We start from the raw sequence: 22034 nt of genomic DNA, 5'->3' as shown, positions 1-22034 counted from the left end.
CCCTGCCACCGCAATCCACCGTCGTTCCTCTCGCAGCGCCCGCATCAATCGTACCATGTCCACTTTCCCCTTTCACGCCGGGATGAATCTGTCCCTTTTTTGATCATATCGCGGCTCGTCCCTCCATACATTTAAGTATGGGACAAAGGACAGGTTTCCCAATCCGTATTGCAAGGAGGTGGAGGGATGAATTTCTTCTGGATCTGGTCCGGTAAACGGCTGAAACGATATTTTATCGCCGTCGTCGCACTTCTTTTTGCCTTGGGAATTTATTATGCCGACCATCAGCATATCCAAGTGTTCCTGCCGTTCGATTCCGGGCCGTCAGCTGTCTACAGCGTGGATACACAGAAGAAGGAAATTGCCTTGACGTTCGACATCAGTTGGGGGGAGGAGAGAGCCGGTCCCATTTTGGATGTATTGGAACAAAAAGGGGTGAAAAAGGCGACTTTCTTCCTGTCGTCCCCTTGGGCGGAAAGTCATCCCGACATTGTCAAACGCATCGTGGATGCCGGATATGAAATCGGCTCGCACGGCCATCGTCACGACAACTACAGCCAGTACAACGAAGCACAAATCCGCACGCAAATCACGAAAGCGCACCAAATTCTCTCCAAAGTGACAAGCAAAGAGCCAAACCTGATCCGGTTTCCCAATGGCGACTTCGATAAACGAGTCCTGCGTATCGCAAACAGCCTGGGGTATACGACAATCCAGTGGGATACGGATTCCCTGGACTGGATGAATCCCGGCACGCAAAAAATCGTCAGCCGTGTTTTAAGCAAGGCCCATCCCGGCGACATCATCCTTATGCATGCGAGCGATTCCTGCAAACAGACTCACGAAGCACTTCCGCAGATCATCGATGGATTGACATCCAAAGGGTACAAATTCGTTACTGTCTCTGAATTGATCGCCGGTGCCAAGACAGACACCAAAGCGGTGGAATGAACAACCTGTACGTAAGTGAAACTGCCGGTCCATTTTGCAAAAAGCCGTCTCCCGTGTCGTCCAAATCCAGCTGGGAGATGGCTTTCACTCTTCAATGGATCATGAATCCCTATTCTGAAATTTTTGGCCTGACCGTGTTTATGTCTTTTCTCCTGACCTGCTGGTTGGCGCTACCAACCGGTGCAACTGCAAAATCTGCCAGGCATTGCACACCATCAGCGTGAGAACCATGAAAAACACCATCACAAGGGGCGCTTGTTTCAACGAGGGCCCCGCTTCCATGATGGTGGCAACCACCATGAAAAACAGTGTCGGTATAAAAGCGGTCCGATTCGTCAGGCGGACTTTGACATAGGCTACAATCCATGCGAGGATCAGGACACTGATCGGCAGTCCCAACTGGGGCCAAATCCCGCCGACTTCGCCAAACTTCACAATGCGCAAATAAGCCAGATCAACCAACACCAAAACAGTCAGCAACACCTGAATCAAGCGAAACCAAAACGGATCGCGGAAAAATCCGTTACCCAGCCAGTTGAACATCAAATAAGCAAAAAACCCCAGTTCCGCCACTGCTGCAAACATCAGACCCGCAAACAGTTGTTTTTTGATGTCCAAACCGAGCGGTCCTGCTATCCCATTGAGCACTCCGCCTACCACGACGGCGCCAACCGCCCCCCACACCATCGTCGTCCAAAACAGATAAAACCATTTCCGTAGCGTCATTGTTTCGTCGCTCCCCGTTTCACTCACTGCAACTGGATTGTACCAAATGGAGAACCCCTTTGGCCAGTCGGCATAATCGAAGCGGATTTCATCCATATTAATGGTATGAGCAAATGGAAACGGGGGCGAACCATGCGGTACCTAGCCTTTCTGACCGGTCTGGTGATCTTGGTGACGGCGGGCTGCAGCCCCGCTCAAAAACCAGAAGAATCTCAAGGACCGGACTATCAGCAGATGAAACAGATGGTGATGGACGTCCTTCACACCAAAGAAGGAGAGAAAGCGCTTCAGGAAGTGATGAAGGACCCCGAATTCAAAAAGAATATGGTCTTTACACAAAAGGACCTGGAAATGGCGGTTGCCAGATCCTTTACGGACCCCAAAGCGAAAAAGGAATTGGAATCGCTGTTGAAAAAGCCGGAAGTGGCCAAAAACCTGTTCAAAACGGTGGAAAACGAGCAGAAAAACCTGATGAAGCAACTGATGAAAGATCCGCAATACCAACAATTGATGATCGATATCATGAAAGATCCACAGTTTGAGAAAAATGTCCTGCAATTGATGAAAAGCCAGCAATACCGCAAAGAAACCATGAAAGTAATGGAAGATGCCCTGCAAACCCCCAGCTTCAAGGAGAAATTCATGAAACTCCTGCAAGAGGCGGTGAAACAAGCCCAGAGCCAAAAAGGCGGGCAAGGACAAGGGGGTGGAGGTGGTCAAGGCGGACAACAAGGCGGCAGTCAAGGTCAAGGCGGTCAGTAGACAACAAAAATGAACACCCCGACAGCATGATTGTCGGGGTGTGAAACCATCGCTTTACGGAATATACCCGTATAACTGTTTGGCCACTTGATCGGAAACCGAGGCCGGTCCACCGAAAATGTAAACCACATCGGTATTGCCCTCGTTGACATCCAGATACCGTTGCACCTTGGGATCCAGTTTGGTTGACGGTGTCAACAGAATCGGCGCACCCATATAGGCGGCCAGCGGTGCTCCGGAAAGTGCATCGGTAAACAGGTCGCCACGGGCAAAAGTTAATGCGAACGGCGGCAATCCGAAGTAATGGATGACATTGACCCCCACTTCATATCGGTCCGCACCACCTATACGCTCCACTGATGCACCGGGACGAGCTTGAAGCAATTGGGCTTTCACCTGATCGGAAACGGTGCCTGGCCCACCGACGATAATGAAGTTTTCGATCTGCGGGTTTTTAGCGATGAAGGTTTTAATGGAGGCGGGCAGTTGATCTTTGAGCGTCAGCAGGATGGGTATGCCACCCCAACCCGCCACACTGGAACTGCTCAAGGCATCGGAAAAAACGGTTCCGCTTACGACGATCGCAGTATCCGATCCGATCTCAGCCACTTTGGAACTTACGGCTGCCGAAACGGCAAACCGATCGGAACCGGAAATTCGCTCCACATCTTGAATACCCAGTTGTTTCAACTGTGTTTCCACAGAAGTTGAGATGGAACCGGTGCCTCCCAGAATCACTGCCCTTTCGGGAGCCAATCGCTTGATCTCCTCCTTGATAGCAGTGGGCAGTCCATTGGTGTTGGTCAACAGAATCGGAGCCCCTTCCAATGCAACGGCCAAAGGCACTCCAGACAAGGCGTCGGTGAACACATCCCCACGCGCCAGCACAACGGTGGATGGACGGAAGAAACGGTAGCTGATCTCCTTGCTGATATTGGCCGACACTTCAAACCGGTCTTTTCCACCCATGCGTTTCAAGCCCGGTTTGATCACATGGAACCCTTTCCATAATGCACTGCCGTCATGGTTCAGTGCCATCAATGACATGGTGTTGAATCCCAATTGCAAATAGACATCCTGTTGCACATCTTGCGGGTTGTTCAGCTCCAACGGCTCATCATCATTGACGAACAGCACGGCCATCGGCGCGTCTGTACTGGCTTTCACCGTCAGTTTCTGATCTGATTTGTTCATCCGATAGAAGCTTTTGTCCGGGCTGGTCACATTCCATTGCGGCAGCTTTTGGGAGATATACGTGAAGGGGATTCCGGTCAGCTTTACCGAATAATCGACAGAGGTTTCCGAGCCTCCGAAGACGACCAGACCGTAAGCCCCGGCGGGCAAATTATCACCGTCGTAGTAGACGTTGTCATCATCGGGATCCATCGGGACAATCATATACCCCACCGAGCCGTCGGATGGTGACAACTCCACATGTACCATACCTCCGTCAGTTTGAAACGCATGCTGGTGAACGGTGAAAAAGTCGATTTGCCCTTGGAACAGCGCCTCGTTTTCAACTGTTTGCGCATTGGCGGGATGCTTGTCTGCCCTGTTCATCATGGGACGGAATCGCTGATCCTGCTTGGCTTCTTTCCACTGATGGAGCAACAGTTGCTTTTTGACCAATACCTTGCCTTTCTGGACCGCAGGCTGTTTCCGGAAGACCTGTTTCGCAGCGTCCGCAGAAGGCGTCGAAAATCCTGTAGCGACAAGCGCAACCACCAACACCACCACAAGCAAAACCGAAAATCGACGCGCATTTGACAACGCCACCGAACTCCTCTCCAATTTTCCAAATTTCAACTGCAACTCCATTTTAATGGGTTCAAGGGCACTTGTAATGAGTCGAAAGACCTAAAATACGACTTTCGACATAAAAAATCACCGGCCAGTATGGCCGGTGATGAGAGAGTTGCTCGCTCAATTGAGATAATTGGACAATTGTTGTTCCGTCGTGGAAGACACCGATCCGTAACCACCCAAAATATACATTTGGTCGGTTTCCCCGCGATGTTCGGAAAGGAACGCATCCACGTTGGACTCCAGCTTGGTCGAGGTGGTCAACATGATGGGCGCACCGGTGAATACCGCCAACGGACCACCGGACAGCGCATCGGCAAAGACATCCCCGCGGGCGAACACCATCGTGGACAGATCCATACCGTAATGATCCATACCATATTTGGCGACGTTGATGGCCACCTGATAACGGTTGGCGCCGCTGATGCGTTCCACGGTGCCGTATTTGCTCAATTCGTTTTTCACGTTTTCGGATACCGTCGCCGGTCCGCCGACGATGATGAAATGCTTGATATTCGGGTGACTTTGGATGAACGAAGCGATGGAAGCCGGCACTTTATCCTGCCCCACCAGCAAAATCGGCATGCCCATCTGCCCCGCCAAGCTGGACGACGACAGCGCATCCGGGAAGTTCAACCCGCTCGCCACAATGGCGGTGTCTTGGTACGGGCTCGCCACTTTGGCAGCCACGGCGGCCGACACAGCGAAACGGTCGCTTCCGGCAATACGCTCAATCTCGCTCACGCCCAGCGACTTCAACTGGCTTTCCACCGTGGTGGAAACGGACCCCGTTCCGCCAAGAATGATGGCTCTGCGCGGATGAAGCCGTTGGACTTCCGATTTGATGGAGCTGGGAAGCGAACTGGTCGCCGTCAGCAAAATCGGAGCTGCTTCCTGAGCCGCCAGCGGACCTCCGGACAACGCGTCCGTGAACAGGTCGCCGCGGGCGATCACAATCGTATCCGGATACAGACCGATTTGCTCCAGTTCTTTGCTGATGTTGGCCGATACCTCATAACGATCCGCTCCCGCCAAACGCTTCAGGCTGGGCACAATCAAATCGTAATGAGACATCACTGCGTTGCCGGTGTTGGTGTCCAGCGCATAGAAATCGGCGGTATTCCAGCCTCCCCGCAGGTTCATGTTGTACGAGAAGGCACCGGGTGCCGTCAGGCTGACCGGCTCTTCGTCGTTCGGATATACATCCAAACTGTCGGCGTCGGTGCTCCCTTTGAACGTATAGCTGGTCGTTCCCTTGGCCAGCCGGGTTTCATGACCGCTCGGATTGGTGACGGAGAGAGAAGGCAATTGGGTCGGGGCGTTGCTGAACGTCACACCGCTCAGTTGGTAATGATAGCTTACCGGTGTGTCGGATATGCTGTACACAGCAAACACATAATCCCCTGCAGCCAACTGATTGCCTTCCACGGGTTCTCCCGTATACGCATCATAGATCTCGTAATCCAGCCATTCACTGGGGGCGAGATCCTTCACTTCCAGTGTACCGCCGCTGCTCACACTGAAAAAGTATTCATGGGATGCGTACACATCCAGCTGGTTTTGGTAATCCACCGTGGACACATCCATCGCCCGGATCGTGCCCGACTCGGTCGACGAGGTGCGTGCCGCCTGCTTCATCTCGGAAGCATGGTCACGAATGGCCTCCTGCAAACGTTGCTCCCAGGCTTGTTTTTTCAAATCCGCTTGAGCGGAAGCCGCGTCTGACCGTCCTTCCGCATGAACCGCAGGCGAAAAGACCATAGTGGATACCAGCGCCAACGACAATACGGAAGAAACCAACTTGATCGATTTGTTCGGCAAACAGACCTCTCCTTTCAACCCCTAAAAAGTAGCAAAATAGGACCCGAGCGATACTCATTATAAACCGTTGGGTCCTTGAAGTAATGGGCCTAAAGTCCCAGAAAATGATTTTATTTTTGGTGGAAATAATGGGTTTCCAGGATAGGATTTACATGGGCGAGAGAGTAACCTGCTTACCCGGGAAAAGGGATTGATGAAACACCATCCTAACACCTGACACGACCTAGGTCGTGTCAGGTTCACGCCACCCGATCCATTGGTGAGCCGGTGTGAACAGTGTCGGATAGACGAGAAATCCCAACAAAATGCTGGTCAATGCAGAAGAGGCCGTGAACGAAAACATGATCAGCAATTGGTACCGTACGGCTTCAATCGGATTGGTACCCGCAATGATCAATCCGGTCATCATCCCGGGCAACTGAACCAGACCGACAGTTTTCAACGAGTCAATGATCGGAATCATGCCAGAACGAATCGAGCGCTTCAACAAACGCGCACTGGCCTGACGGCGTGTTGCACCGAGAGACAATGCGACCAGAATTTCCTCGCGCATCGATTCGGACAGTTCTTTCATCCGGTTGAGCAACAGGGACGAAACCACCATACTGTTACCGATGACCATCCCGCTGACAGGAATCAAAACCTGTACCTTGACCGGTATCAGTTTCAGCCAGATCATCATCAGCAAAGTGAATCCGGTAACAACGGACAATGTAAAGAAAATGCGTATGAAAACCCAGGGAATGCCCTTGCCGCGGGTCGCCGAATTGCGTGCGGCGACCACGATCATCACTGTCCACATCAACACCATCCAATAGACGCTCTGCTGACTGAAAACGAAATGCAGTACATACCCGACCGCGATCAACTGAATGGCTGCGCGTATCGTACCGATGACAAGATCTCTTTCCAACCCCAGCCGTAACCATAGCGAGAACCCCATCGCCACCAAAACAAACGCCAGTGTCCAAACGGTTGCGGTTGCAGTCATGTATTCACCCCCTCCTTTCTCTGCAATTGGCCGTTTTCAAGGACCCAGATTTCCTCGGCGATTCGCTCGGCCTGTAGCGGATCATGTGTGATCCAGACGATGGTTTTTCCCGCCTTGTGCAAGCGACAAATCTCCTGTTCCACCATTGATGCTCCTTCCGGATCCAGTGCGGAAGTGGGCTCATCCAGCAACAGTACAGGTGAGTCCAATGCCAAAGACCGGGCCAAGTTGACCCGTTGTTTTTCTCCACCTGACATCTGTTCCACACGCCGCGTCAGATACGATGCGGGCAATCCCACCCGCTCCAACAATTGCGCCAATTCCTCCCGGTCAGCTCTCTCTCCCACCAATTTGTAGGGATAGGACAGGTTGTCTTCCACCGTTCCGGGCAACAGCACAGGCGTTTGAAATACATAGTGCACCTCCCGTCGAAGCCGAATGGGGTGCCACTCGGTCAAGGGTTTCCCCTGGTAAGTGATGCTTCCCCGATCCGGATCCTCCAAGCGGTTGAGCAAGCGGAACAATGTGCTTTTCCCGGTACCGGAAGGCCCCATGACGGCAATCATTCGCCCCGCATCGATCGAGGCGGTCACCCCGTCGAGGGGGCGCCACTCCCCTTCCGCTGTCCGGTATATCTTGACCACATCCTGTAATTGGATGAGCGGTGCTCGTCCCATCGTCATCCTCCCTTCACAAAAAAAGCACCGGTAAACCCGGTGAAAGAGATTAATTCGCCTCAACCCCTTGAATGCTTGCACGGCTCTTTTTCCTCTTGCCCTAAACGCTTCCATTCAAAGGATCGATCGCTGATCATGATTATTCTGACCTGAATCGGTCATTTCTTTCCCCATGCGTTTTCCGTCAGGCAGTGGTTACTTGTGTCAAGCGAATCACCTTTTGTGCCAATTGACGGTACAGTTTCCCTGTTTCCGTTTCCGGCCGGTAAACGGAAGGCGCAAAATCAGGCGCGTCCATGTCGTTGTCCGGTGCCCCCAGCGGGATCTGCACCAACAATTCAGTGCGCAGTTCCTGTGCCAATTTTTCCCCGCCGCCTTTCCCGAACACGTAATCGCGGTGACCGCACTCGGAACATTGATACCACGACATGTTCTCCACCACACCCAAGATTTCGTGTTTGGTGTGCAACGCCATCGCACCTGCGCGGGCGGCGACAAATGCAGCGGTCGCATGCGGCGTCGTAACGATGATCTCCGAGCTTTGCGGGATCAATTGATGCACGTCCAAGGCCACATCCCCGGTTCCAGGCGGCAAGTCCAACAGCATGTAGTCCAATTCGCCCCAGTGCACCTCGGTGAAGAAGTTGCGCAACATCTTGCCCAGCATGGGACCGCGCCAGATGACGGGGGAATTGTCCTGTACGAAAAAGCCCATCGACATTACTTTGACTCCGAAGCGTTCCACCGGCAAAATCGTTTTGTCGATCACGGTGGGTCGCTGTTCGATCCCCATCATATCCGGAACACTGAACCCGTAAATGTCGGCGTCGATGATCCCCACTTTTTTTCCTTCACGTGCCAAGGCGACGGCGAGGTTGACCGTGACCGTCGATTTGCCGACGCCCCCTTTCCCGCTAGCCACGGCGATAAACCGGGTCGGAGAGTCCTCCGCCAATAGCGGAGAAATCGGCTGTCCCGGTGCCGGTCCGCCTCCAGCCGACGCCCCCTTCCGTTCCGCTTGCAGACGAGCAGACAGGGCAGCACGCTCTTCATCGGTCATGGAACCGAAACGCACGTCCACTTCCTTGGCACCCAATGACTCGATGGACCGTACCACATCTTCACGGATTCTTTCCTTGAGCGGACATCCTTGGATGGTCAAAATCACATCCAGTGATACTTTTTTCCCTTGGATGCGAATATTGCGAATCATATTGAGCTCAACCAAGCTCTTGTTGATCTCGGGGTCTTTCACATCGCGCAGGGCATCCAATACTTTTTCTTCGGTCAACATCGATGACAACACCCCAGTGTTCATTCAGTTTCAATGCCATTATATCACACTATCGTTCCTCATCCGGTAAGCGTTCACCCGAAAAGAACCGGAGAATCCCGTAATAGATGGCCGCCGCCAGCTTTTTTTGATATCCCTCATCCCTCAGCATCGCCGCTTCCTGGGGATTGGACAAAAAACCGACCTCAACCAAAGCGGCCGGCACCGGCGAAGTTTTCAACAGGAAGACCTCACCGTTTTGTTTGGATAACCGGGTTGTGTTGCCCAGCTTGTGAACCAATTCTTTCTGAATCCAGGTAGCCAATCGTTTGTTGGCCTCCCTGCTGGGATGATAAAACGTCTGAGCCCCTGACCAACGGGAAGAAGGTATCGCATTGAGATGAATGCTGATCAAGGCGTCCGCCCGACTGCTTTTAATCAATCGCGCCCGCGAGAACAAATCCTGCGTTTTGCGACGGCTCAATCCTTTGGTGCCTTCCTCGGCCAAATCGCGGTCGGATTCCCGAGTCAACACGACAAGGGCACCTGCTTCCTGTAAATAGTCTCGAAGATAAAAGGTGATCGGTAAGGTCACATCTTTTTCCACCAACCCGTCTGCACTGACGGCCCCGCCATCGGGTCCACCGTGACCCGGGTCCAGCACGATTACCTTTCCTGCCAGCGGCATATTCCACGCTGTACGGAAACCCGAGTCCGTCCATTTGTACAATCCGATCGCCACCACGAAGGACAACGCGACAAGTGCCAACCACCCGCCTGAGCGCCTGCCGATGATCTGCCGCCTCAGCAGTACCCACCACCAAGATTCCCGCATAAAATCCCGCCCTTTTCGCGATTGATCCTGTCCCATGTATATGGGACGAGCGGGTTGGATATGTTATCGTTTTTCCAGGCGTTGGGACAAGCCGTGGTGGACACCCAGCGAAAACCATTCCGGAACCATTGCTTCCATCGCGATCCAGACCGACTCAACCGCCCAGTCGGCCAATATGACGGACAAGCTGAACTCGTCGGCGATCGATTGGATCAGGGCCTTTCCCCGAGGTTCATATGCTTCATCGTAGATCCCCACCCATCCCAAGGGACGGCTTGCAATACGCGGGAGACGCCGGTCGTGAAAAATGGACTGACTGGCTGTGAGTCCCAGCAAAAACGATTCATATGCAAGCCGATACAACGCTTCGCAAACCGGAATCTGACGTTCTTCCGGCAAATACACCAGCGTGGGAATCATCACTTTATCCATAAAACGATCCATTCGGTACCACGGAAAACCTTCCAACGCTTCCTGCCGAAGGCGTTCCTCCCGGGCAGCCCGCAACCGTTCGAATGGTATGACGCGTGCCATATTGCCATCTCCGTTTCCAATCTCCAACCAACCGGAACTCCGGCAAACCATCCAGAGTGTATCTCCCTATTGTCTGGTTGTATCACATCAGCTTATCAGCCGCTCGTGGGAAACAGACTACTCTTTCCCGATCATGCCTGGGGTGCTGGTAAAAGCGTAAGGGGGCAAATGCTTTCCCGGGTGAGCGAAGACCTAATCCCTGCCGAGCAAAGACCCGGAAAGCGCAGGAATGAAATTACGGACAACTTCCTCCTCTAAGAAAGCTCCGAGTTGGAGTGGCCATCAACTGCTTCCTTGCAGGGCGCAGGTAAAGCGAGCCGGAAAAGCATTTGCACAATATTCACCAGACATGCTCTACAGTACACGCGCTTAGGTTCCCTCTGCCCACGGCTCTTCATGCGCAAAATGACTGATCACATGCGAGAAAACAAAAACCCCCGCCTGCATAGGCGAGGGTGTGTGATTCTGCCGATTACCGTTTGGAGAATTGCGGAGCACGGCGGGCTTTTTTCAAGCCGTATTTCTTCCGTTCTTTCATCCGCGGGTCGCGTGTCAGGAAGCCAGCTTTTTTCAGGGTCGGGCGAAGATCCGGATCCACTTTCAACAGAGCACGGGCGATGCCGTGACGGATCGCACCCGCTTGACCGGTGAAGCCGCCCCCATGCACGTTCACCAACACGTCGTAACGGTTCAAGGTATCGGTCAACACCAACGGTTGACGTACGATGGCTTTCAACGTTTCCAAGCCGAAATATTGGTCCAAGTCGCGGCCGTTGACCACGATGCGGCCGTCACCGGGAACCAGCCGAACGCGGGCGACCGATTCCTTGCGGCGACCGGTTCCGTAAAATTGGACTTGTGCCACGATCGGTTCCCTCCTTTAGATTATCCGCGAAGCTCCCACACTTCAGGATTTTGCGCCTGATGGGGATGTTCCGGTCCTGCATAGACTTTCAGTTTTTTGAACTGCTTCCGTCCCAAGCTGTTTTTGGGCAGCATGCCTTTGACGGCCAGCTCGATCATCCGTTCCGGACGGTTGTTCCGCATGTCACCGGCAGTGGTCGCTTTCAATCCACCAGGGTAACCGGAGTGGCGGTAGTAGATTTTCTTGGTCGCTTTTTTACCGGTCAATTCCACTTCGCTCGCGTTGATCACGATGACGAAATCGCCGGTGTCAACGTGAGGGGTGAATTGCGGTTTGTGCTTCCCGCGCAAAATCGCCGCGACTTGGGAAGCGACCCGGCCAAGGGGTTTCCCCTTCGCGTCGACCACATACCATTTCCGCTCCACCTCATTCGGTTTGGCCATATATGTGGTTCGCATCGATGATCCTCCTCGATTGCAGACGATTGATCGTCCGTCACAATTTGCAGGTGATATATCCAAAACGTTCGCGCCGAATTGTTTCCACCGGGGCTATTCAGTGGAAAATACCAACGATCATAATATATCAAATGGAGAGCGATGTCAAGGCAAAGCCCTTGATCATCCTGGAGGTGATGTTTGCCAACCCCACATTACCCGGATGAGCCTATCCTTCCGGCTCTTGTAACGCCTATGCGCAAAATCGGACACACTACTGTCCACATTCCTTCCCCGCTCACTCCACCTGCGCCCGCAAGGAAGAAGGTTATAGCCGCTCCGACCCGAAGAGTGGTGCAGAACGAGGGCAAAGTCCGCTTCGCCCTTAGAGGAAATTGCCCGCAATTCCATTCCTGCACTACCCGCACCTTCACTCGCCCGGGAAAACATTTCCCTCTTACGGCTTCATCAGAGACGACCTAGTCCATTCCCTCCCACGGTTCATAGCCCACTTCGACCATCGTCAACCCTTCCGGAGGCATGGTTTTGCCTGCAGCGGAACGATCTTTGGCAGCCAAGGAACGGGAAATCGATTCCGGGGCTCGTTTGCCCGTGCCCACTTCCACCAGTGTCCCGACGATGATCCGGACCATGTTGTACAAAAATCCGTTGCCCGTCACTTCGATCCGCAGTTTGTCTCCTTGTTCACGAATTTCACAACGGTAGATGGTACGCACCCGATCTTCCACTGACGATTTGGCCGAGGAAAACGAGGTGAAGTCGTGCGTCCCCACCAATTGCTCGGCGGCGCGCTGCATCCGCCGTACATCCAATGATACGGGAAGATGGGTGGCGTACCGGCGGGTGAACACGTCCGGTACCGGCGAACGGTCGATGACGTAGCGATAGGTTTTCCAGCAGGCGTCTTTGCGCGCATGGAAGGACGGCGCCACCTCCTCGGCCATACGGATGACCAAATCCCGGGGAAGAGTCTGGTTGAGCACGGTGACCCATTTTTCGACGGGCATGGGATTTCCCGTTTCAAAGTGACACACCTGAGCCCACGCATGAACGCCGGCGTCGGTGCGCCCCGCTCCCGTCACATGGGTTTCGGTACCGTTCAATCTCGAGATGGCAGCTTCCAAAGTACCCTGCACCGTCCGCTTGCCGGGCTGGCGCTGAAATCCGTGAAAATCGGTGCCGTCGTAAGCAACCGTCAATTTAATCTTGCGCACGTCCCTCCCCCCTTTTCAGCCGGACTCTAGAGTGTGTTTGATCCATATGGCCCGCATGGTTCCCTGTTCGCTCCACCCGCACTCCAAGGAACCCGGGAAAACATCGCCCACTTACAGTCTCATCAGACACGCCCTAACATCCATGAGCCGATGATCAGTCCGCCCATCACCGCCCACAACGCCCAGTCGAGCTGCGAAAAACGCAATTCCCGTAACCGAGTGCGTCCTTCCCCTCCCCGGTATGCGCGTGCTTCCATCGCCATCGCCAGATCTTCCGCTCTCTTGAGTGCGGAGACGAAGAGGGGAATCAGGACAGGGATGAAACTTTTGGCCCGCTTGAGCATACCACCCGATTCAAAATCGGCACCGCGGGCCATCTGCGCCCGCATGATTTTCTCCGTCTCTTCCCACAATGTCGGGATAAACCGGAGTGCGATCGACATCATCAGCGCCAGTTCATGAACGGGTACGCCGATCCATTTGAGCGGTTTCATCAACCGCTCCATCCCTTCGGTCAGATCCATGGGTGTCGTGGTCAACGTGAGCAGGGTGGCCATCGTGATCAGCAAAAGGAACCGCACAGACATCCAACCCGCCTGTTTGACGCCTTGTTCATGGATGCTGATCGGTCCCCATTGCCACCACAGATCACCGCCTTTGGTCAGGAATATGTGCAACAACGCTGTGACAGCAATCAGCCACAAAATCGGCTTCATTCCATGCAGCAGCTGTCGCCAGGACACCCTCGACAACCACACGCCAACGAGGTTGACGAGGATGAACAACAGATATGCTGCCGGAACTCGCACCCAGAAAACAGCGGTGAGATAAACAAATACAAACACCAGCTTGGCCCGAGGATCCATCCGATGAACAGGGGAATCTCCGGGCACGTACTGCCCGATGATCGGTTTACCGAACGGGTTCATGGGATGCTCCCTCCCCGCGCCGGTTCGCCAGTAACCGCGCCAACGCCTCTACCGTGAAACAATCCAGGGGAAGCGGCGGGTCCAGTTTGCGATTCAATCGGTGAATCAATGCGGTGATCTCGGGAATGTCCAACCCCCATCCCTTCAATCGGCCTTCGTCGGCAAAAACCTCGGCAGGCGACCCTTGCAACACGCATCTGCCCTGGTGCAATACAAAAATTCGTTCTGCATAACGGGCCACCTCTTCCATGCTGTGAGAGACCAGCAGAACGGTCATCCGCCGCTCGCGGCGCAATCGGTCAATCCGTTGCAACAAAGCCTCTCTCCCTGCCGGATCGAGGCCCGCCGTCGGCTCATCCAATATCAGGACTTGCGGGAGCATGGCCAATACACCGGCAATGGCGACCCGCCGCATCTGTCCACCGCTCAGTTGAAACGGAGAACGATCCGACAATGATTCGGGCAGTCCCACCCAATGCATCGCCTGTTTTACCCGGTTGCGAACTTCTTCTTCCGGAACGCCCCGGTTGCGGGGACCGTAGGCGATGTCATGTTCCACCGTATCCGCAAACAACTGATGCTCGGGATATTGAAAGACAATGCCCACATGACGGCGCAACGGAGAGAGAGAGGAACTCCGTTCGTTCACTTCCGTCTCACCGACACGGATGATGCCCTCCTCCGGTCGGAGCAACCCGCCGATCAACTGTACCAATGTGGACTTTCCCGATCCCGTCGGCCCGATCACTGCAGCCAGCGCTCCGGCCGGCACATGGAGATCCAGTTGCTTCAAGGCTTGTTTTTCCTGCTGTGTTCCTTGTCCATAAGTGAAACTGACTCCCCTGAGATCAATCTGCATACCGCTTCCACCCATTTCTCCGTCTCCGTCCACGATACGGGCAAATCAAACCCGGACCGGGTCAACCGGTGGTGCAATTCCGCCATCAACGGGACTTCGAGCCTCCACACTGACAACCGGTCGACATCCTGGAACACTTCCTCGGGTGTTCCATCCATCTTCACTTCCCCGTCCGCCATGATCAGCAAACGTTCGGCGTGTGCCGCCTCTTTTGCCGAGTGCGTAATGTGGATGATGGTCATCCCTTCTCGATGCATCCGATGCAGAATATCCAACACAGCCTGCCGCCCTGCGGGGTCCAGCATCGACGTCGCTTCGTCCAACACAATCGCCTCTGGTCGCATCGCCAGTACGGCAGCGATGGCGAGACGCTGCTTTTGTCCCCCGGACAAAAGGTGGGGTGGCCACTCCTCCATGCCTTCCAAACCCACTTGCGCCAACACTTCGGGTATACGGCGCACCATCTCCTCACGCGGAACGCCGAGGTTTTCCATCCCGAAGGCGATCTCGTCCCGCACAGTGGTGGCCACCAACTGGTTGTCCGGGTTTTGAAAGACCATGCCCACTCTCTGCCGTACTTGCCAAAGATGGGTTTCGTCATCGGTGTTGTACCCGCCGATCCGTACTTTGCCTTCCTTGGGCAGAAGCAAGCCGTTCATCAGTCGAGCCAGGGTCGATTTGCCTGACCCGTTGGGGCCCATGATTGCCACGTATTCTCCTCTGGCAACGGTAAGTTGCACCTCTTTCAATACCCACTGGTCTTTCGGCGGCGGGTCCGTTTCATACCAGAAACTTACATCTCCCACCTCGATAAAGGGCCGCATGCCGTCCATGCCTCCATAAAGAAAAAAGGGCAGATTTCAGGACCAAAGTGATCCTGCCCTCTCCCTTTCATCCAAAAACAACGAGCTGGTTCCACATTACTTGACGAGTTCCAGATAGACCATCGGAGCGGCGTCGCCGCGGCGCGGTCCGATCTTGATAATACGGGTGTATCCCCCTTGTCGTTCCGCGTAGCGGGGCGCGATTTCGTCAAAGAGCTTTTTCACCGCGTCCACTTTTTCGTGCGTCACTTCCGCCCCGTCTTTTACCGTGTGGGAACGATGCTTGCGAACGAAAGCCGCCGCTTGACGACGGGCGTGCAAGTCGCCGCGTTTGGCCAAGGTGATCATTTTTTCGACGATGGAACGCACTTCTTTGGCTTTCGCTTCGCTGGTTTCAATCCGTTCATTGATGATCAGGTCGGTGACGAGGTCGCGGAACAACGCTTTGCGTGCCGCGGAATTACGACCCAATTTCGCGTATGCCATGGGTTATCCCTCCCCCTTGATCCAAGTTGTCGATTACTCTTCTTTGCGCAAGGAGAGACCCAGTTCGGCCAATTTCTCCTGCACTTCCTCCAGGGACTTCCGCCCCAGGTTCCGGACTTTCATCATATCTTCTTCCGTTTTTTGCGTCAGCTCTTGCACAGTGTTGATGCCGGCCCGCTTCAGGCAGTTGTAAGACCGGACGGACAGATCCAGCTCCTCGATGGTCATTTCCATGACTTTTTCTTTTTTATCTTCTTCTTTCTCTACCATGATCTCGGCTTCTTTGGCTTCATCCGTCAGGCCGACAAACAACATCAGGTGTTCGGTAAGAATCTTGGCGCCCAAGCTGACCGCTTCATCCGGACGCAAGCTGCCGTTGGTCCACACTTCCAGCGTCAGCTTGTCGTAGTTGGTCACTTGACCCACGCGCGTATTCTCAACTTTGTAGTTCACCCGCTCGATCGGGGTGTAAATCGAATCGATCGGAATCACACCGATCGGTTGATCTTCTTTTTTGTTCCGTTCGGCCGGAACATATCCACGTCCGCGGTTGGCAGTCATCCGGATTCGCAAATGGCCGTCATCGGCCAGAGTGGCGATGTGCAAATCCGGGTTCAACACCTCGACATCGCTGTCAGCTCGAATGTCGCCCGCTTTGACTTCTCCGCCGCCTTCCACATCGATCTCCAGCACTTTTTCTTCGTCCGAATGGATCTTCAATGCTAGCTTTTTCAGGTTCAAAATGATCTCCGTAGTATCTTCGACAACACCCGGAATGGTGGAGAACTCATGCAAGACTCCGTCGATCTGGATGGAGGTGACTGCCGCACCCGGAAGGGAGGACAGCAAAATGCGGCGGAGGGAGTTACCCAGCGTGGTGCCGTACCCCCGTTCAAGGGGCTCCACCACAAACTTGCCGTACCGGTTATCTTCACTCATTTCCACGGCTTCGATTTTCGGTTTTTCGATTTCAATCATACGGTTAGAAACCCTCCTTCAGAACGTCGCGTTCCGGGTGAGATCGCACCTATAGGCAGTTTCTCTCACCCTCTTTCATTCGCCGGAGGGCAAGAGACTACCTCCCGTCCTATCCAGTATACACACATTTTTGGCAAGGTAAACCAAATCAGAGACTGGAAGGTTTCTATCCGCTCAGACACGACGACGTTTCGGCGGACGGCATCCGTTATGCGGAATCGGCGTCACGTCTTTGATCAAGCTGACTTCCAATCCGGCCGCCTGCAAGGAACGGATCGCCGCTTCACGCCCCGCACCCGGGCCTTTCACCAACACTTCCACTGTACGCATCCCTTGTTCCATCGCTTGTTTTGCTGCAGATTCGGCAGCCATTTGCGCCGCGAACGGAGTGCTTTTGCGCGAGCCCTTGAAGCCCATCGTGCCGGCGCTCGCCCAAGCCACTGCGTTGCCGCGCGGATCGGTGATGGTGATGATAGTGTTGTTGAACGTCGAACGGATGTGCGCCACACCGGATTCAATGTTCTTACGCACACGACGCTTCACGCGCTGAGTGGTGGTTTTCCGCTTGGCCATGGTATTCCCTCCTTACATTATTTCTTCTTGTTCGCAACCGTCCGGCGCGGACCTTTCCGAGTCCGGGCGTTGGTTTTCGTCCGTTGTCCGCGCACCGGCAATCCGCGGCGGTGACGGATTCCACGATAACTACCGATCTCGATCAAGCGTTTGATGTTGAGCGCGACTTCGCGGCGGAGGTCCCCCTCAACGACCAGGTTTTTGTCGATGTAGCTCCGCAGTTTGGACACTTCGTCTTCGGTGAGGTCACGCGTGCGGGTGTCCGGGTTGATGCCGGTTTCCGCCAGAATTTTTTTCGCCGTAGAGCGGCCAATGCCGTAGATATAGGTCAGGGCGATTTCGATCCGTTTCTCGCGCGGCAGGTCTACCCCTGCAATCCGTGCCATGTGTCACACCTCCAGTCTTATCCTTGTTTTTGCTTGTGCTTCGGGTTTTCGCAAATCACCATTACGGTACCTTTGCGACGAATCACTTTGCATTTTTCGCAAATCGGTTTTACCGAAGGTCTCACTTTCATTCGGTTTCCCTCCTGTCTTCCCACGTGGTGCCCAGCCAATGTCGATTCCTCACGTGAATCGTCCGATCCAACCCGAAACCGAACCCGTCTGTGCCAGGCACCGCCATCACGCTTACTTGTACCGGTACGTGATGCGGCCGCGGGTTAAGTCGTACGGGGAGAGCTGGACCGTCACCTTGTCACCGGGCAAGATTCGGATGAAATGCATGCGAATTTTGCCGGAAACATGCGCGAGCACTTTGTGTCCGTTCTCCAGTTCCACTCGAAACATCGCATTGGGCAACGGCTCGATAACGGTTCCTTCCACCTCGATCACATCTTCTTTGGCCATTGACCTCACTCTCCTTTCTGCTCCTCACCGTGGTGAAGCAGGTATTGGTTCAGGGCGTACCGTAACTTCGCGTTCGTGACGCGACCGGTCTCAGCCAACGCATCCGCTACTTCCTGGGCGATATAATGAGTTGGCTGGATATGCCTGATATTCTTTTTCTTCGGGCGGTCGAATTTCCTTTTGTCTCCGTCTGCCAACAAGACAAAACGCGGTTCTTCCACTCCGACGATGATCGCATACGTCCCCGCCTCCCGACCGCGAAGCACGCGGACGATCTGGCCAAGACGTGGTCGACTTTCGGCATCAGTCACGTCTACATCACCCTTCACCCGTTTTCCACTGTGGTCAATATTTCATGGCCGTCTTCCGTGATCGCGATGGTGTGTTCAAAATGGGCACATAAGGAACCATCCTGTGTCACAACCGTCCAATTGTCCGCCAGGGTACGTACAAAACGGCTCCCGGCGTTGACCATCGGTTCAACGGCCAAGGTCATACCCGGTTTTAACCGAGGGCCACGCCCCGGCGTCCCGAAGTTAGGAACACTCGGTTCCTCATGCAGGTTTTGACCGATGCCATGCCCCACGTATTCCCGGACGATTGAAAACCCCGCTTGCTCGACATGCGACTGGATCGCGTGCGCGATGTCGCCAATCCGTGCCCCGGGCTTGGCCTGCTCCAATCCCTTGTATAGGGATTCCTCCGTCACTTTCAGAAGACGGGCTGCTGTTTCGGAAACCTTGCCAACCGGGTATGTCCAAGCCGAATCGCCATGGTATCCTTGGTAACAAGCACCGATGTCCACACTGATGATGTCTCCCTCTTGGAGCACACGGTCTCCCGGAATCCCGTGCACAAGCTCATCGTTGACCGAGGTGCAGACACTCCCGGGGAATCCGTTGTACCCTTTAAACGAAGGAGTGGCACCGTGCTTGCGAATCACCTGTTCGGCTATCCGATCCAGTTCCCGAGTGGTGATTCCAGGACGAATCGCTTCCCTGATCGCCTGATGGGTGAGGTACACAATCCGCCCGGCCTTCCGCATGCGTTCCAGTTCCTTCGCCGACTTCAGGATAATCATGCGTTCGACCCTCTAATTGTCGTCATAATGGAAGCTGTCACTTGTTCGATCGGTTGTTCGCCGTCAATCGGACGCAGAATCCCCGTGGACTCATAGTACTTCAACAGGTGATTCGTTTGTTCCAAGTTGACTTGGAGCCTTTTGGCCACGGTTTCCTCGCGATCATCATCTCTTTGATACAATTCCCCGCCACAGCGGTCACACACACCTTCCTGACGCGGTGGTGCAAACACCACGTGATAGGTGGCACCGCAATCGCGGCAAATGCGACGGCCGGTGAGCCTTTTGATTAATTCCTCTTCGCCGACGCGAATATAGATCACATGATCCAATCGGCGTCCCATTTCCTTCAACAATTCATCCAACGCTTCCGCCTGCGGGACCGTTCGAGGAAATCCGTCCAACAAAAAGCCTTCCGCACAATCATCTTTGCCCAAGCGGTCCCTGACAATACCGATCGTCACTCGGTCCGGTACCAGTTGTCCTTGATCCATATAGGACTTGGCTTCCAAACCGAGCGGCGTACCCTCTTTTACCGCTTGCCGAAACATATCACCTGTCGAGATGTGCGGGACGGAGAATGCTGCGACGATCCGTTCAGCCTGCGTGCCTTTACCGGCTCCGGGCAGTCCCATCAGGACCATATTCAAGGTGCATCCCTCCCGGTTTCCACTCACAGTACGTGCGTTCCGCATGGACACAATCCATCACATTTGTTCGGCCTTTCACTAGGTGCACTACGGTCCCCGGTTCCGATCAGCCCCGGGGTACCTGTGCTATTTGATGAATCCTTTGTAATGCCGTTTGATCAGCTGACTCTCGATCGTTTTCATCGTTTCCAGCGCGACACCGATCACGATCAGCAGCGATGTCCCACCAATCTGTACCGTATTCGGCAGTTTCGCCACGGATGAGAAGAAGACAGGCAGAATCGAAACCGCAGCAAGGAACAGCGCCCCGGCCAAGGTGAGGCGATTCATGACCCTGGTCAGATAGACAGATGTGTTTTTGCCTGGTCGAATCCCTGGGATGTAGCCGCCGTTCTTTTTCATCTGGTCCGCCAACTGCACCGGATTGATCTGCACGAACGTGTAGAAATAGGTAAATCCGATGATCAACAACACGTACAGGGTCATCCCCAACGGTGCGGTATAGATCAGGTTGGTGTAGATCCACACAGCCACCGGATTGTTCGGCCAGAACTGAGCGATGGTGGTCGGGAACGTCAGCAACGACAGGGCAAAGATTACCGGAATTACGCCTGCCGCATTGACCCGCATCGGAATGTGGGTGGATTGACCCCCGAACATTTTCCGGCCTACTACCCGTTTGGCGTATTGTACCGGTATCTTGCGAACACCTTGTTGGATGTAGATCACACCGGCCACGATCAACACCAGCACGGCCACGATGATGACCAGCTTCACGATCACGAGGAAGATCTGATCACCGGCATTTGCGAATTGGGACTCGTAAATCTGCGCGATCGCGCTGGGAATCCCCGCCACAATCCCGGCAAAGATCAGAATGGAAATGCCGTTTCCGATTCCCTTTTCCGTGATCTGCTCGCCTAGCCACATCAAAAAGGCCGTTCCTGCGGTAAGCGTCAGCGAGATCAGCGCATAAGAGGCAAAGCTCTTGTCTGTGATGAAATCCACTCCCGGTAAGGCCCTACTAGCAACACGGTCAAAACCGATCGCCAAACCGACGGACTGGATCAAGGCCAGCACAATGGTGAGATAGCGGGTGACTTGCGCCAATTTGCGGCGACCCACTTCTCCTTCCTTAGCCCACTGCGCAAACTTCGGAATGACGTCCATGGTCAATAATTGGACGATGATCGATGCCGTGATATACGGCATGATACCCATCGCAAAGATGGAGAATTGGCGCAAAGCACCACCGGAAAAGGTGTTCAGCAAGTTGAACGCTCCCGATTCCAGCACCTTCAAGGCTTCCTCATTGGTGTTGGGGACCGGGATGAAGCTACCGATCCGGAAGACGACCAGCATCAACAAGGTGAATAAGATACGACGGCGCAGGTCTTCCACTTTGAAAATGTTGCCCAGGGTCTGAAACATCAGAGCACCTCCGTCGCTCCACCGGCGGCTTCGATTTTCTCCACGGCAGTGCGGGAGAATTTGTGGGCTTTCACCGTCAGCTTCACTTTCAGCTCACCGTCGCCCAGCACTTTCAAGCCGTCTTGCAATTTCTTCACAATCCCGGTTTCCATCAGCAACTCCGGCGTTACAACCGTGCCTTCCTCGAAACGATTCAACGTGCTGAGGTTAACCACCGCGTACTCTTTCCGGTTGGGGTTGGTAAAACCGCGTTTAGGCAAACGACGGTAAATGGGGTTTTGTCCCCCCTCAAATCCCGGACGAACACCGCCGCCCGAACGCGCTTTTTGGTGCCCCGGCCCGCCGTTTTACCTTGTCCGGCGGCAATTCCGCGGCCCACCCGCTTTTTCGGTTTCCGGGAACCCGGAGCAGGTTGCAGCTCATGGAGCTTCATCACTCGCACCTCCTCTTCGTCGTGTGCTCGTC

27 protein-coding genes and 1 pseudogene (1 of these 28 cut by a window edge) are annotated in these 22034 nt (G+C 54.2%); 2 read left to right on the top strand and 26 right to left on the bottom strand.

All coding sequences use genetic code 11. The features are described 5' to 3' along the window. Positions 1 to 57 carry the beginning of a stage II sporulation protein M gene (locus KI215_RS01145; RefSeq protein ID WP_212773818.1) on the bottom strand. 555 nt of this gene lie to the left of the window's left edge, so only the first 57 of its 612 coding nucleotides appear in the window; its start codon is at positions 55 to 57; its stop codon lies beyond the left edge, outside the window. Positions 58 to 186: 129 nt separating this feature from the next. On the opposite strand from KI215_RS01145, the gene pdaB reads away from it, so the two are divergent. Then, positions 187 to 951 (top strand): polysaccharide deacetylase family sporulation protein PdaB, encoded by a 765-nt coding sequence (pdaB, locus tag KI215_RS01140; RefSeq protein ID WP_212773817.1) that lies wholly within the window; start codon positions 187 to 189, stop codon positions 949 to 951. A 138-nt stretch (positions 952 to 1089) separates the two neighbouring features. Here pdaB and KI215_RS01135 read toward each other — a convergent pair whose 3' ends face one another. Further along, complete coding sequence (locus KI215_RS01135; RefSeq protein WP_212773816.1) at positions 1090 to 1677, bottom strand: KinB-signaling pathway activation protein; 588 nt, start codon at positions 1675 to 1677, stop codon at positions 1090 to 1092. A gap of 132 nt (positions 1678 to 1809) precedes the next feature. On the opposite strand from KI215_RS01135, the gene gerD reads away from it, so the two are divergent. Then, entirely contained in the window at positions 1810 to 2439 is a 630-nt protein-coding gene (gene gerD / locus KI215_RS01130) for a spore germination lipoprotein GerD (RefSeq protein ID WP_212773815.1), read from the top strand. 54 nt (positions 2440 to 2493) lie between these two features. Here gerD and KI215_RS01125 read toward each other — a convergent pair whose 3' ends face one another. From KI215_RS01125 to rplO, 24 genes and pseudogenes are all read right to left on the bottom strand, one after another. Beyond that, positions 2494 to 4215, bottom strand: coding sequence for a cell wall-binding repeat-containing protein (locus KI215_RS01125; protein ID WP_212773814.1), 1722 nt, complete (start codon positions 4213 to 4215; stop codon positions 2494 to 2496). A 147-nt stretch (positions 4216 to 4362) separates the two neighbouring features. Further along, the gene (locus tag KI215_RS01120; RefSeq protein ID WP_212773813.1) at positions 4363 to 6063 is read right to left on the bottom strand and encodes a cell wall-binding repeat-containing protein; all 1701 of its coding nucleotides are present in this window, start codon (positions 6061 to 6063) and stop codon (positions 4363 to 4365) included. Positions 6064 to 6286: 223 nt separating this feature from the next. Continuing rightward, complete coding sequence (locus KI215_RS01115; RefSeq protein ID WP_212773812.1) at positions 6287 to 7054, bottom strand: ABC transporter permease; 768 nt, start codon at positions 7052 to 7054, stop codon at positions 6287 to 6289. Beyond that, a complete protein-coding gene (locus tag KI215_RS01110; RefSeq protein ID WP_212773811.1) occupies positions 7051 to 7731 on the bottom strand; it encodes an ABC transporter ATP-binding protein in 681 nt (226 codons plus the stop codon). Before KI215_RS01110 ends, KI215_RS01115 begins: the two co-directional genes overlap by 4 nt. A gap of 184 nt (positions 7732 to 7915) precedes the next feature. Then, positions 7916 to 9025 carry an Mrp/NBP35 family ATP-binding protein gene (locus KI215_RS01105; RefSeq protein ID WP_212773810.1) on the bottom strand — a complete coding sequence of 370 codons (1110 nt, stop codon included), beginning with the start codon at positions 9023 to 9025 and terminating at the stop codon, positions 7916 to 7918. A 49-nt stretch (positions 9026 to 9074) separates the two neighbouring features. Continuing rightward, positions 9075 to 9839, bottom strand: a complete 765-nt coding sequence (gene cwlD, locus KI215_RS01100; RefSeq protein ID WP_212773809.1) for an N-acetylmuramoyl-L-alanine amidase CwlD — start codon at positions 9837 to 9839, stop codon at positions 9075 to 9077. 63 nt (positions 9840 to 9902) lie between these two features. After that, positions 9903 to 10424: a hypothetical protein gene (locus KI215_RS01095; protein ID WP_212773808.1), complete on the bottom strand. Its 522-nt coding sequence runs from the start codon at positions 10422 to 10424 to the stop codon at positions 9903 to 9905. Positions 10425 to 10845: 421 nt separating this feature from the next. Beyond that, positions 10846 to 11238, bottom strand: coding sequence for a 30S ribosomal protein S9 (gene rpsI / locus KI215_RS01090; RefSeq protein WP_205494233.1), 393 nt, complete (start codon positions 11236 to 11238; stop codon positions 10846 to 10848). A gap of 20 nt (positions 11239 to 11258) precedes the next feature. Beyond that, entirely contained in the window at positions 11259 to 11696 is a 438-nt protein-coding gene (rplM, locus tag KI215_RS01085; protein WP_205494232.1) for a 50S ribosomal protein L13, read from the bottom strand. Positions 11697 to 12154: 458 nt separating this feature from the next. After that, the gene (gene truA, locus KI215_RS01080) at positions 12155 to 12910 is read right to left on the bottom strand and encodes a tRNA pseudouridine(38-40) synthase TruA (RefSeq protein ID WP_212773807.1); all 756 of its coding nucleotides are present in this window, start codon (positions 12908 to 12910) and stop codon (positions 12155 to 12157) included. Positions 12911 to 13032: 122 nt separating this feature from the next. Next, positions 13033 to 13839, bottom strand: coding sequence for an energy-coupling factor transporter transmembrane component T family protein (locus tag KI215_RS01075; RefSeq protein WP_212773806.1), 807 nt, complete (start codon positions 13837 to 13839; stop codon positions 13033 to 13035). Continuing rightward, positions 13823 to 14632, bottom strand: coding sequence for an energy-coupling factor transporter ATPase (locus KI215_RS01070; protein WP_246512155.1), 810 nt, complete (start codon positions 14630 to 14632; stop codon positions 13823 to 13825). Before KI215_RS01070 ends, KI215_RS01075 begins: the two co-directional genes overlap by 17 nt. Continuing rightward, positions 14629 to 15522: an energy-coupling factor transporter ATPase gene (locus KI215_RS01065; RefSeq protein ID WP_212773804.1), complete on the bottom strand. Its 894-nt coding sequence runs from the start codon at positions 15520 to 15522 to the stop codon at positions 14629 to 14631. The genes KI215_RS01070 and KI215_RS01065 overlap by 4 nt, the downstream gene beginning before the upstream one ends. 96 nt (positions 15523 to 15618) lie before the next feature. Further along, positions 15619 to 16008 carry a 50S ribosomal protein L17 gene (rplQ, locus tag KI215_RS01060; RefSeq protein ID WP_205494223.1) on the bottom strand — a complete coding sequence of 130 codons (390 nt, stop codon included), beginning with the start codon at positions 16006 to 16008 and terminating at the stop codon, positions 15619 to 15621. Between the two features lie 33 nt (positions 16009 to 16041). After that, positions 16042 to 16986 carry a DNA-directed RNA polymerase subunit alpha gene (locus tag KI215_RS01055; RefSeq protein WP_212773803.1) on the bottom strand — a complete coding sequence of 315 codons (945 nt, stop codon included), beginning with the start codon at positions 16984 to 16986 and terminating at the stop codon, positions 16042 to 16044. A 174-nt stretch (positions 16987 to 17160) separates the two neighbouring features. Continuing rightward, a complete protein-coding gene (gene rpsK, locus KI215_RS01050; RefSeq protein ID WP_205494219.1) occupies positions 17161 to 17559 on the bottom strand; it encodes a 30S ribosomal protein S11 in 399 nt (132 codons plus the stop codon). Between the two features lie 17 nt (positions 17560 to 17576). Beyond that, a complete protein-coding gene (rpsM, locus tag KI215_RS01045; protein ID WP_212773802.1) occupies positions 17577 to 17945 on the bottom strand; it encodes a 30S ribosomal protein S13 in 369 nt (122 codons plus the stop codon). A 17-nt stretch (positions 17946 to 17962) separates the two neighbouring features. Next, complete coding sequence (rpmJ, locus tag KI215_RS01040) at positions 17963 to 18076, bottom strand: 50S ribosomal protein L36 (protein ID WP_003322638.1); 114 nt, start codon at positions 18074 to 18076, stop codon at positions 17963 to 17965. Positions 18077 to 18188: 112 nt separating this feature from the next. Then, complete coding sequence (gene infA / locus KI215_RS01035; protein ID WP_173224352.1) at positions 18189 to 18407, bottom strand: translation initiation factor IF-1; 219 nt, start codon at positions 18405 to 18407, stop codon at positions 18189 to 18191. A gap of 5 nt (positions 18408 to 18412) precedes the next feature. After that, positions 18413 to 18718 carry a KOW domain-containing RNA-binding protein gene (locus KI215_RS01030; RefSeq protein WP_212773801.1) on the bottom strand — a complete coding sequence of 102 codons (306 nt, stop codon included), beginning with the start codon at positions 18716 to 18718 and terminating at the stop codon, positions 18413 to 18415. Positions 18719 to 18732: 14 nt separating this feature from the next. Beyond that, the gene (gene map / locus KI215_RS01025) at positions 18733 to 19488 is read right to left on the bottom strand and encodes a type I methionyl aminopeptidase (RefSeq protein ID WP_212773800.1); all 756 of its coding nucleotides are present in this window, start codon (positions 19486 to 19488) and stop codon (positions 18733 to 18735) included. Continuing rightward, the gene (locus KI215_RS01020; RefSeq protein ID WP_212773799.1) at positions 19485 to 20138 is read right to left on the bottom strand and encodes an adenylate kinase; all 654 of its coding nucleotides are present in this window, start codon (positions 20136 to 20138) and stop codon (positions 19485 to 19487) included. The genes map and KI215_RS01020 overlap by 4 nt, the downstream gene beginning before the upstream one ends. Before the next feature lie 126 nt (positions 20139 to 20264). Continuing rightward, entirely contained in the window at positions 20265 to 21569 is a 1305-nt protein-coding gene (gene secY, locus KI215_RS01015; protein ID WP_212773798.1) for a preprotein translocase subunit SecY, read from the bottom strand. Beyond that, positions 21569 to 22002, bottom strand: a pseudogene (rplO, locus tag KI215_RS01010) (50S ribosomal protein L15). Before rplO ends, secY begins: the two are co-directional and overlap by 1 nt. Positions 22003 to 22034 lie beyond the last annotated feature (32 nt).

Origin of the sequence: Polycladomyces abyssicola (assembly GCF_018326425.1) — a bacterium.
GTDB classification, from domain to species: Bacteria; Bacillota; Bacilli; order Thermoactinomycetales; family JIR-001; genus Polycladomyces; species Polycladomyces abyssicola.
The sequence above is the reverse complement of the archived record's forward strand: the minus strand, read 5'-3'. Positions and strand labels throughout refer to the sequence as shown.

Coding starts and splice junctions, on each gene's coding strand:
- KI215_RS01105 (WP_212773810.1), bottom strand. CDS start 9,025: ATGTTGACCGAAGAAAAAGTATTGGATGCCCTGCGCGATGTGAAAGAC.
- KI215_RS01110 (WP_212773811.1), bottom strand. CDS start 7,731: ATGGGACGAGCACCGCTCATCCAATTACAGGATGTGGTCAAGATATAC.
- map (WP_212773800.1), bottom strand. CDS start 19,488: ATGATTATCCTGAAGTCGGCGAAGGAACTGGAACGCATGCGGAAGGCC.
- KI215_RS01095 (WP_212773808.1), bottom strand. CDS start 10,424: ATGGTTTGCCGGAGTTCCGGTTGGTTGGAGATTGGAAACGGAGATGGC.
- rpsK (WP_205494219.1), bottom strand. CDS start 17,559: ATGGCCAAGCGGAAAACCACCACTCAGCGCGTGAAGCGTCGTGTGCGT.
- KI215_RS01065 (WP_212773804.1), bottom strand. CDS start 15,522: ATGCGGCCCTTTATCGAGGTGGGAGATGTAAGTTTCTGGTATGAAACG.
- KI215_RS01055 (WP_212773803.1), bottom strand. CDS start 16,986: ATGATTGAAATCGAAAAACCGAAAATCGAAGCCGTGGAAATGAGTGAA.
- pdaB (WP_212773817.1), top strand. CDS start 187: ATGAATTTCTTCTGGATCTGGTCCGGTAAACGGCTGAAACGATATTTT.
- cwlD (WP_212773809.1), bottom strand. CDS start 9,839: ATGCGGGAATCTTGGTGGTGGGTACTGCTGAGGCGGCAGATCATCGGC.
- rplQ (WP_205494223.1), bottom strand. CDS start 16,008: ATGGCATACGCGAAATTGGGTCGTAATTCCGCGGCACGCAAAGCGTTG.
- KI215_RS01135 (WP_212773816.1), bottom strand. CDS start 1,677: ATGACGCTACGGAAATGGTTTTATCTGTTTTGGACGACGATGGTGTGG.
- rpsM (WP_212773802.1), bottom strand. CDS start 17,945: ATGGCACGGATTGCAGGGGTAGACCTGCCGCGCGAGAAACGGATCGAA.
- KI215_RS01075 (WP_212773806.1), bottom strand. CDS start 13,839: ATGAACCCGTTCGGTAAACCGATCATCGGGCAGTACGTGCCCGGAGAT.
- infA (WP_173224352.1), bottom strand. CDS start 18,407: ATGGCCAAAGAAGATGTGATCGAGGTGGAAGGAACCGTTATCGAGCCG.
- rplM (WP_205494232.1), bottom strand. CDS start 11,696: ATGCGAACCACATATATGGCCAAACCGAATGAGGTGGAGCGGAAATGG.
- KI215_RS01115 (WP_212773812.1), bottom strand. CDS start 7,054: ATGACTGCAACCGCAACCGTTTGGACACTGGCGTTTGTTTTGGTGGCG.
- gerD (WP_212773815.1), top strand. CDS start 1,810: ATGCGGTACCTAGCCTTTCTGACCGGTCTGGTGATCTTGGTGACGGCG.
- secY (WP_212773798.1), bottom strand. CDS start 21,569: ATGTTTCAGACCCTGGGCAACATTTTCAAAGTGGAAGACCTGCGCCGT.
- rpmJ (WP_003322638.1), bottom strand. CDS start 18,076: ATGAAAGTGAGACCTTCGGTAAAACCGATTTGCGAAAAATGCAAAGTG.